Here is an 8,003-nt window from a genome sequence, read left to right as displayed (position 1 = left end):
CGGGCCGCGCGCCGGCCGGCCGCGGGTGGCGGGCCACCGCGCGCACCGCGCTCACCGCCGTCGGTTTCGCCGCCGTCGTGTACGCCCTGGTGGTCAACGCGGAGACGCCGAGGTCGGCACCGGAGCCGCTGGGGGTGCCGGCGGCGGCGCTGGCGGCGTACCTGGTCGGGGCGGGCACCCTGCGGCTGCTCAGGTCTGGGTGGGGAAGCCGAGGTTGACCCCGCCGTGCCGGGGGTCCAGCCAGCGGCTGGTGACCACCTTGCCCCGGGTGAAGAAGCGCACCCCGTCCTCGCCGTGCGCGTGCAGGTCGCCGAAGAGCGAGGCCTTCCAGCCGCCGAAGGAGTAGTACGCCATCGGCACCGGGATCGGCACGTTGACGCCGACCATGCCGACCTCCACCTCGTGCTGGTAGCGCCGGGCCGCGCCGCCGTCGTTGGTGAAGATCGCCGTGCCGTTGCCGTACGGGTTGGCGTTGACCAGCTCCACCGCCTCGTCGTACGAGCCGACCCGCACGACGCCGAGCACCGGGCCGAAGATCTCGTCGGTGTAGATCGACATGTCCGGGGTGACGCGGTCGAACAGCGTCGGGCCCAGCCAGAACCCGTTCGCGTCCCCGTCCGGCTCGACGTCGCGGCCGTCCACCACCGGCACCGCGCCGGCGGCCACCCCCGCCTCGACGTACGAGCGCACCCGGGCGGCGTGCGCGGCGGTGACCAGCGGGCCCATGTCGCAGCCGCGCCGACCGTCGCCGGTGCGCAGCCGGCCCATCCGCTCGGCGATCCGGGCGACCAGGGCGTCGGCGACCGGCTCCACCGCGACCAGGGCCGAGATCGCCATGCACCGCTCCCCCGCCGAGCCGAACCCCGCGTTGACCGCCGCGTCGGCGGCCAGGTCCAGGTCGGCGTCGGGGAGCACCACCATGTGGTTCTTCGCCCCGCCCAACGCCTGCACCCGCTTGCCGGCGGCGGTGCCGCGCTGGTGGACGTGCCGGGCGACCGGGGTGGAGCCGACGAACGACACCGCCTTCACGCCCGGGTGCTCCAGCAGCGCGTCCACGGCCTCGGCGTCGCCGTTGACGACGTTGAGCACCCCGTCGGGCAGGCCCGCCTCGGCGAACCACTCCGCCAGCAGCAGCGCCGCGCTGGGGTCCTTCTCGCTCGGCTTGAGCACCACCGCATTGCCGCAGGCCACCGCGATGGGCAGGAACCACAGCGGCACCATCGCCGGGAAGTTGAACGGGGAGATCACCGCGACGACGCCGAGCGGCTGTCGCAGGCTGTAGGAGTCGACCTCGGTGGAGACGTTCTCGCTGAACCCGCCGCGCAGCGCCGAGGGGATGCCGCAGGCGTACTCGATGATCTCCAGGCCGCGCTGCACCTCGCCGGCGGCGTCGGCGAGCACCTTGCCGTGCTCGGCGGTGATCACCTCGGCGAGCCGGTCCCGCCGCGCGTGCACCAGCTCCCGGAAGGCGAACAGCACCGCCGTCCGCCTGGCCAGCGACGCGTCGCGCCAGAGCCGGGCCGCGCGCCCGGCGGCCTCCACCGCGACCGCGACGTCCGCCGCCGAGGCCAGCTCCACCCGGGCGGTACGCCGCCCGGTCGCCGGGTCGAAGACGTCCCCGTGCCGCCCGGACGAACCGCTGAACGGCTTGCCGTCGACGAGGTGGCCGATGACGCGCACGTCGTGCTCCGCCGCGCTCACGCCGCCACCTCCGCCGCCACGCAGGAGCGGATGGCGTCGACGAGGATGGCCAGGCCCTCGCGGGCCTCGTCCTCGGTCAACGTCAGTGGCGGGCCCATCCGCAGCACGTTGCCGTACAGGCCGCCCTTGCCGGTGAGCAGCCCGCCGGCCCGGCACGCCTCGAAGACCCGGGCGGTCAGGGCCGGGTCCGGCTCGGCGGTGCCCGGGCGGACGAACTCGACGCCGAGCATCAGCCCCTTGCCGCGTACCTCCGCGACGCCGTCGAGACCGCCCACGGCGGCGCGCAGCCCATCGGCGAGGATCGCGCCGGTGCGGGCCGTGTTGGCCTGGAGGTCGTGGTCGAGCAGGTAGTCGAGCACGGCGTTGCCGGCGGCCGTCGAGACCGGGTTGCCACCGAAGGTGGAGAAGCTGATCGCCGGCACCGACTCCAGCACGTCCGCGCGGCCGACCACGCCGGCCAGGGCGAAGCCGTTGCCGATGCCCTTGGCGAAGGTGAGCAGATCCGGGGTGACGCCGTGCGCCTGGTAACCCCAGAAGTGCTCCCCGGTGCGCCCCCAACCGGTCTGCACCTCGTCGGAGACGAACAGGATGCCGTGGGAGTCGAGGACCTTCTTCCAGGCGGCGAAGAGCCCGTCCGGCGGGTGCACGAAGCCGCCCACCCCCTGGACCGGCTCGGCGATCAGACAGGCCACGTCGCCGGCGGTCTGGGTGGCGAGCACCTCGTGCAGGTCCTCCACGGCGGCCTCGACCCGCTCGGCCTCGCCGAGCCGGGCCAGCAGGCCGCGCAGCCGCTCGCCGGAGTGCAGCCAGGCCACCTGGAGCGGGTTGAGCGCGCTGGCGGACCAGCCCCGGTTGCCGGTCACGCCCATCGCCGCGTACGACCGGCCGTGGTAGCTGTTGCGCACGGCGAGGATCTGGTGCGAGCGGCGGTGGTTGGTGGCGGCCAGCAGCGCCGCCTCGTTCGCCTCCGTGCCCGAGTTGGTGAAGAAGACCCGCGCGTCGGGGATGCCGGAGAGCCGGGCGACCTTCTCGGCCAGCTCGACCTGCTGCCGGATCAGGTAGAGGGTGGAGCTGTGCACGATGCCCGTGCGCAGCTGCCGCTCGACCGCCTCCCGGATCTCCGGGACGTCGTAGCCGATCATGTTCGTCAGCACGCCGCCGAAGAAGTCGAGGTAGGTGCGCCCCCGGGCGTCGGTGACCCGGCGGCCGGAGCCGCGGACCAGCTCGATCGGCTCGTCGTAGTAGAGCGGCATCCAGGACGGGAGCGCGGCCCGGTGCCGGGCCAGCAGATCGTCGGTGGTCATCGTCGCACCCTCTCAGCGGCGTTCGCGGTAACCGCACGCTGCCACCACCCGGCGGCGCGGACAAGAGCCACTGTCGGCGCGGCGTCGGCGCCCCCGACACCCCCGTCGCCCCGTCCCGGTCGTTCGCCGCCGGCCGCCTCGGCCGCCGGTACGATCCGGCGGTGCGGACCGGTGAGGTGGCGCTGCCGACGGGCGCGGCGGGCACGGACGTCGAGGGGATCGCGGCCGGCGTACGGGCCTGGGCGGGCTCGGCGCCGCTGCGCGCCCTGGTCGGGCACTTCGGCGGCGACTGGCCGGACGGCGACCTGGCGGCGGTGCTGGCCGGCCTCGACGACTTCTCGGCCCGCCACTGGGACTTCCGGGACGGCCGGGAGCGCCCGGACGCCCGGGAACCGGCCTTCGATCCGGCCACCTCGCGGCTGGTGCTCGCCACCGCCGCCGCGCTCGGCATGGTCCGTCCGGCGGCCCCGACCCGGTCGCGGTACGCCCACCTGGTCGTGCTCGGCGGGTTGGCGCACGCCTGCCAGCGCCGGGTCGCGTACGCGGCGCACCTGCTGCGCGCCGGCACCCGGGTCACCGGCGAGGTGGCGGTGCTGGGCAGCTTCCGCCCGCTGTCCGACGTGGAGGGCCGGGCCCTGGACGCAGCCGGCGTCGCGCCCTGCGACACCGAGGTGGCGGCGTTGGACGCGGCGGTGCGGCGCGAGTTCGCGGTGGCCACCCCGGCCGAGGAGGACGGCCACGACGCCGGGCACCCGCACCACTCCTGGTCGTCGCGCACGTACCGGCCCGTGGGCGGCCCGCCGGTCCGGGTGCTCGCCGCCCCGTCCAGCGACCCCGCGCGACGGCGCGCGCACACCGCCGACACCCAGCGGTTCTGGGCCGAGCACGTCCGCCTGCGCGCGGGCGAGCCGGTGCTGATGGTGACCGCGCCGGTCTACGTGCCGTTCCAGCACTGCGACGCGCTGCGCACCCTCGCCGTGCCGTACGGCTGCGCGATCGAGACCGTCGGCGTCGACCCGGCCCTGCCCGACCTGGCCGGGCTGCCCGAGCCGGCGCTCACCCCGGGCCGCTACCTGCAGGAGGTCCGCTCGGCGATCCGGTCGATGCGCGCCCTGAACGCCGCCCTCGGCGACGGCTGGCCGGCGCACGACCGGGGGCCGACGCACGACGGATCGCCGCACGCCGGCCCTGCTGAGCGCGGTCAGTTGACGTAGACGGGGCTGTTCCCCTTGGTGGCGTCCTGCACGGGCGAGACGCCGCGGAGAAGTACGCCGTGCCGAAGCAGAGGCTGGGGCCGGAGAACTTCGTCAGCGTCTGGTTGGTGAAGGTGATCGAGTTGTCGGCGTTGGTCGCGGGGTGCTGCTGGTCGCCACTCCGCAGCAGCGGGTCTTCTACGCCGTGCTCTCGCTGTTGCTCGGGCTGGTCTCCTGGCTGACCTCGAACCTGGGCGGTTTCCTGGTCGGGATGCTCCTGGCCCTGGTCGGCGGGGCGCTCGCCTTCGCCTGGACGCCCGACAAGCGGCGCCAACCGACCGGTGCCACCGGGACGCCCGGAGCACCGGACCCGGAGGACGCGGACGAACCCGAGGACGAGGACGAGGACGGCGGCTCGCTGCTGCCGGGCGCGCGCACGCCGGACCCGACGCCCGCCGAGCGGGGCTGAGTCAGCCGGCGGTGTCGCGTACCGCCTGGGCGAAGACCTCGGAGCGGTGCTCGAAGTTGCGGAACCGCCCGTAGCTGGGCGCCGCCGGGGAGAGCAGCACCACCCCGTCGGCGGGGGTCAGCTCGCGGGCCCGCCGGACGGCGGCCACCAGGTCGTCGACCACCTCGGTACGCACCTTGGGCAGCCCGGCGAGCGCCTCGACGATCCGGGCGCCGCTGTCGGGAATGCCGAGCACGGTGAGCTCGCGCTCCGCGAGGTGCTCGCGCAACGGCGCGTAGTCCAGGCCCCGGTCGGTGCCGCCGACGATCACCGTCAACGGCCGCCCCTCGTACGCGTCGATGGCGTGCATGGCCGCGTACGGGCTGGTGGCGAGGGTGTCGTCGACGAAGGTCAGGCCGGACGGGTCGGCGATCTCGGTGAGCCGGTGGGCCAGCCCCTGGAACTCGGCGACCGCCACGGCCAGGGCGTCCCTGCGGGCCACCACGTCGACGCCGAGCGCGTCGAGCACGGCGAGGGCGACGCAGAGGTTGCCCTCGTTGTGCCGACCCACCAGGGGCAGCACCGCGCGCGGGAACAGCGGCTGGTCGCCGAGGTGGAACCAGGGCGTGCCGTCCACGCCGCCGGCCACGTGGGCGGTGTCCGGCAGGCCGGCGCGCACCGCCGCGCGGTCGCCCAGTTCGAGGGCGAGCCTCGGGTCGGCGCCGTTGACCACCACGGTCCGCGGCCCGTGCGCCAGCAGGTTGAGCTTGTCCCGGTAGTACTCGCGCTCGCCGCCGTGCGCGTCGAGGTGCTCGGGGAAGAGCGCGGTGACGACCGCGACCCGGGGCGAGTCGGTCAGGTCGCTGCACTGGTAGCTGGAGAGCTCCAGCACGTACAGCTCCGCGTCCGGCAGGTCCAGCGTCGGCACGCCGATGTTGCCGCCGAAGACGTTCGGCCGGTCGACGGCGGCGAGCAGGTGGCTGATCAGGCTGGAGGTGGTGCTCTTGCCCTTGCTGCCGGTGACGCCGACGGTGCGGGCGGCGTGGTCGGCCATCCACAGGGCCGTGCCCTGGGTGACGGTCGCGCCACGCCGGCGCAGCTCCACCAGCCACGGGTGGGTCTGCGGCACGCCGGGCGAGCGGACCACCACGTCGGCGGCGGCCAGCCGGGCGAAGCCCTCCTCGCCGGTGACCAGCGGCGCCGCCTCGGCCAGCGGCCCCTCCCAGGGCAGGCTGAGGAAGTTGGCGCTGTCGTCGACGGCGACCAGCTCGGCCGGGCCGTGCGCGGCGATCGCGGTCACCGCGGCCCGGCCCTCCCGGCCGGCCCCCCAGACGGCGACGGTACGTCCGCGCAGGTCAGACAGGCGCACTGGCTCTCCTCAGGGGGTGTCGGCGGCGGGGCAGGGGTGGGTCCGACGCAGCCGGACACGGCCGGACGAACCAGGGCCTAGTATGGCGTGTGCCCAATGAGCAGCTGCGGCGGATGGACGCCTTCACCTTCCCGTCCTACTCGATCGACCTCTCCACCGGGGAGGTGTTGTTCGACTACGCCCTCACCGGCCCCGACGGCGAGCAGCGGTTCACCGAGGTGGTCACCCTCCCGCTGCCGGACGCGCCGCCGTCCGACGAGACCGTGGCGACCCTCGGCCGGGTGCTGGAGCTGCTGCACGTCGTCGCCGGGGTCAGCTACTACAAAGCCGCCGCGCCGCCCCGCCTGGTGCTGCCGGCGCCGCTGGGCACGGCCGCCGCGGAGCTGGTCACCGCGGTCTACACCAAGGGTCTCGCGGAGTACGCGTACCGCAACCAGCTGCCGCACGTGCTCCAGCTGCGCCCGGAGGTGCCGCCCGGCACGGTCTCCCCCGCCCGGAAGTACGACGACTCCGACCGGCGTCCGCTGTCGGCGGTGGGCGGCGGCAAGGACTCCATCGTCAGCCTGGAGGCGCTGCGCCGGGCCGGCTTCGACCCGGTGCCGTTCTCGGTCAACCCGAACCACGTGATCGTCGCGGTGAACGAGGCGTCCGGCCTGGCCCCGCTCGCCGCCCGGCGGCGCATCGACCCGGTGCTGTTCGAGCTGAACGCCGCCGGAGCGCGCAACGGCCACATCCCGGTCACCGCGATCAACTCGCTGATCGCCGTCGCCACGGCGGTGCTGCACGGCCTCGGGCCGGTGGTCATGTCCAACGAGCGGTCGGCGTCGGACCCGAACCTGGTCTGGAACGGTCACGAGATCAACCACCAGTGGTCCAAGGGCGTGGAGGCGGAGGGGCTGCTGCGGGCGGCGCTGGCCGAGCACGCCGGGCTGACCGAGCCGTACTTCTCGCTGCTGCGCTCGCTGTCGGAGCTGCACATCGCCCGGTCGTTCGCCGAGATCGACCGCTACGACGACGTGGTGACGAGCTGCAACGCCGCGTTCAAGCTGCGCGACGCCAGCGAGCGCTGGTGCCGCAACTGCCCGAAGTGCCGGTTCGTCTTCCTGGCCATGGCGCCGTTCATGTCGCACGAGCGGATCACCCACATCTTCGGCGGCGACCTGCTCGCCGACCCCGCGCAAATCCCCGGCTACCGGGAGTTGCTCGGCGTGGACGGGCACAAGCCGTTCGAGTGCGTCGGCGAGGTGGAGGAGTCGGTGGTGGCGTTGAGCCTGCTCGCCGAGCAGGACCAGTGGCGCGACGCCCCGGTCGTGCGCGCCCTCGTCGACGCCGTACCCGACACGGCCTGGTCGGCCGCCGCCGACTCCGACGTCTTCACCCCGGGCGGCCCGAACCACGTCCCCCCGCCCTACGCGAAGGCCCTCGCCGCCCTGACCTGACGTTCCCGGCCCGGGATCGGGTCAGGGGGTGCGGATGGCGTCGAGGGCCAGCAGGGCGACGTGGAGGGAGAGGCAGTCCTCCACCGAGTCGAGGTCCACCTCCAGGACGCGGCGGATCCGGGCCAGCCGCTCGTAGAACGCGGGCCGGGACAGGTGCGCCGCGCCGGCCGCCGCCGACTTGTTCCGGCCCTGCTCCAGGTACGCCCGCAGCGTGCCGAGCAACTGCTCCCGTGGGTGCTGCGCGTCGTAGGCCAGCAGCGCGCCGAGTTCCCGCTCGACGAAGGTCTGCAACCGGGGCTCGTCGCGCAGCAGGTGCAGCAGCCCCGCCAGTCCCACGTGCGGCAGCCGGAAGACCGGCAGGTCCCGCCGGTCCCGGCGGGCGGCGTCGGCGATCTGCCGGGCCTCGATCAGCGACCGTCGCGCCTCGCGCAGGCCGGCCACCCCCGAACCGGCCGCGACGAGCACCGCCCCGCTCTGCGGCGCCCGGCCCGCACCGTCCGACCGGGCCGGGCCGTCCCACCGGGCCGCGCCGGGCGGCCGGGCCGGGCC

Annotated in this window: 7 protein-coding genes and 1 pseudogene; 4 read left to right on the top strand and 4 right to left on the bottom strand. The window is 74.9% G+C overall.

The window, feature by feature from the left end:
* Positions 1 to 218: pseudogene (locus AB0G13_RS33180) on the top strand (acyltransferase); the annotation flags it as partial.
* Here AB0G13_RS33180 and AB0G13_RS33175 read toward each other — a convergent pair.
* Both AB0G13_RS33175 and AB0G13_RS33170 read right to left on the bottom strand, forming a co-directional pair.
* Positions 190 to 1,680, bottom strand: a complete 1,491-nt coding sequence (locus AB0G13_RS33175) for a CoA-acylating methylmalonate-semialdehyde dehydrogenase (RefSeq protein WP_357883175.1) — start codon at positions 1,678 to 1,680, stop codon at positions 190 to 192. The pseudogene AB0G13_RS33180 and the gene AB0G13_RS33175 overlap by 29 nt on opposite strands.
* 17 nt (positions 1,681 to 1,697) lie before the next feature.
* Positions 1,698 to 3,005: an aminotransferase class III-fold pyridoxal phosphate-dependent enzyme gene (locus AB0G13_RS33170; RefSeq protein ID WP_357883172.1), complete on the bottom strand. Its 1,308-nt coding sequence runs from the start codon at positions 3,003 to 3,005 to the stop codon at positions 1,698 to 1,700.
* A gap of 161 nt (positions 3,006 to 3,166) precedes the next feature.
* Here AB0G13_RS33170 and AB0G13_RS33165 point away from each other — a divergent pair, with 161 nt between their 5' ends.
* Together AB0G13_RS33165 and AB0G13_RS33160 are read left to right on the top strand one after the other, a co-directional pair.
* Positions 3,167 to 4,219: a hypothetical protein gene (locus AB0G13_RS33165; protein ID WP_357883169.1), complete on the top strand. Its 1,053-nt coding sequence runs from the start codon at positions 3,167 to 3,169 to the stop codon at positions 4,217 to 4,219.
* A gap of 142 nt (positions 4,220 to 4,361) precedes the next feature.
* Entirely contained in the window at positions 4,362 to 4,667 is a 306-nt protein-coding gene (locus AB0G13_RS33160) for a DUF6114 domain-containing protein (protein ID WP_357883166.1), read from the top strand.
* A 1-nt stretch (position 4,668) separates the two neighbouring features.
* On the opposite strand, the gene murD is transcribed toward AB0G13_RS33160, so the two are convergent.
* Positions 4,669 to 6,015: a UDP-N-acetylmuramoyl-L-alanine--D-glutamate ligase gene (gene murD / locus AB0G13_RS33155; protein WP_357883163.1), complete on the bottom strand. Its 1,347-nt coding sequence runs from the start codon at positions 6,013 to 6,015 to the stop codon at positions 4,669 to 4,671.
* Between the two features lie 89 nt (positions 6,016 to 6,104).
* Between murD and AB0G13_RS33150 the strand changes: the two genes are divergently transcribed.
* Positions 6,105 to 7,454, top strand: a complete 1,350-nt coding sequence (locus AB0G13_RS33150; RefSeq protein WP_357883160.1) for a hypothetical protein — start codon at positions 6,105 to 6,107, stop codon at positions 7,452 to 7,454.
* Between the two features lie 21 nt (positions 7,455 to 7,475).
* Here the strand turns inward: AB0G13_RS33150 and AB0G13_RS33145 are convergent.
* Positions 7,476 to 8,003: helix-turn-helix domain-containing protein (locus AB0G13_RS33145; protein WP_357883157.1), on the bottom strand; the 528-nt coding region annotated here is incomplete at its 5' end.

The sequence above is a fragment of the Micromonospora sp. NPDC023633 genome (genome assembly GCF_040640035.1).
Lineage (GTDB): Bacteria > Actinomycetota > Actinomycetes > Mycobacteriales > Micromonosporaceae > Micromonospora.
The sequence above is the reverse complement of the archived record's forward strand: the minus strand, read 5'-3'. Positions and strand labels throughout refer to the sequence as shown.

Coding starts and splice junctions, on each gene's coding strand:
- AB0G13_RS33170 (WP_357883172.1), bottom strand. CDS start 3,005: ATGACCACCGACGATCTGCTGGCCCGGCACCGGGCCGCGCTCCCGTCC.